The organism is Aliiglaciecola sp. (genome assembly GCF_039982535.1).
Classification (GTDB): Bacteria; Pseudomonadota; Gammaproteobacteria; order Enterobacterales; family Alteromonadaceae; genus Aliiglaciecola.
In genome coordinates this window covers 1-1,286 of the sequence record NZ_JBDWYG010000020.1, presented here as the reverse complement: position 1 = coordinate 1,286, position 1,286 = coordinate 1, and the positions used below count along the sequence as shown (strand labels likewise).

The 1,286-nt window shown below is 39.0% G+C and carries 1 protein-coding gene; it reads left to right on the top strand.

The window, feature by feature from the left end; all coding sequences use genetic code 11:
• Nucleotides 1-202: 202 nt before the first annotated feature.
• A partial coding sequence (locus ABJV04_RS04540; protein ID WP_348490121.1) for a calcium/sodium antiporter occupies nucleotides 203-1,286 on the top strand: 1,084 nt, incomplete at its 3' end.

Below are 1,286 nucleotides of genomic sequence, written 5' to 3'. Positions count from 1 at the left end.
CTACAAGGAAAAGTTGGAACGCCAATGTATCCACAGCAAAATTTGCAGGAAGTTGAAAATGCTACCGATGAGCAAATTCAACTCAGAAATTGGTGGTTGGAGAAATAATTTTTCATCAAACTATAAAAACTAAGCCTTTCTGCTCGGGAAAGGCTTTTTTTATGCTGAATACCTTGTACCTTTGGTGTTCACAAATTCAGATATGACAGCAATTACTTTTATAGCCGGATTGGCGGCACTTATTGGCGGAGCAGAATTATTTTTAAGAGGTGTGGATCACTTTGGTGTGAAATGGAGAGTCTCACCTTTAATTATGGGATTGACAGTGGTCGCTTTTGCAACCGGAGCTCCCGAACTGGCGATCAGTTTGCAGGCAGCCATTGCCGGGAATGCTGACTTAGTTCTGGGAAATATTGTGGGTAGTAATATCGCAAATATACTTCTGATTCTTGGTATTAGCGCTATTATAAAGCCTTTAGCAGTAAAACTCAGAGTGGTCCAAATTGATGTTCCGATCGTAATAGCAGCAAGTGTATTATTGTACGTTATTGCTTTTGACGGTGAACTTACAACATTAGACGGAGTGTGGTTGTTATTGGGCTTAGTTGCGTATTCAGTTTTTACTTTTTTTCAGATAAAGAAAGAAAGAGACAATCAGCCTGAAGAAACCGAACTGGAAGCAAAAGCAAGGGAGCTTTCAACAGGTTGGTTTTTCTATGTGAAGAATATTGGTTACCTAATTGTTGGTATGGGATTGATCATTCAGGGATCAGATTGGATGGTAAAAAGTGCGGTTGAAATTGCTACAATACTAGGACTTTCTGAGTTAGTGATTGGTTTAACCATTGTATCGATAGGAACTTCATTACCGGAAGTTGCCACCAGCATTGCCACCATCCGAAAAGGAAATACAGATATGGCTGTGGCAAATGTGATGGGCAGTAATCTCTATAATATTTTGCTCACCCTTGGGCTAACAGTTGTAATAGCTCCGAATATATTAACAGTTTCTCCGGCTGCTTTGGCATTAGATCTTCCTTTCATGGTTGCGGTAAGTATTATGTGTATCCCGATATTTATTGCCGGGTTTGATATTACTAAGTTGGATGGAGCGATATTACTGTTCTATTACGGTTCTTACTTAACTTATCTGGTTCTGGATGCCGTCGGTTCTGCTTTTGAGCCTACAATGGAATGGGTTATGCTTTATGCTGTTTTACCTTTAACTATCGCATATATAATTTGGCGTGTATATAAATACAGAAGACTCGTTAAAAAATTAATTT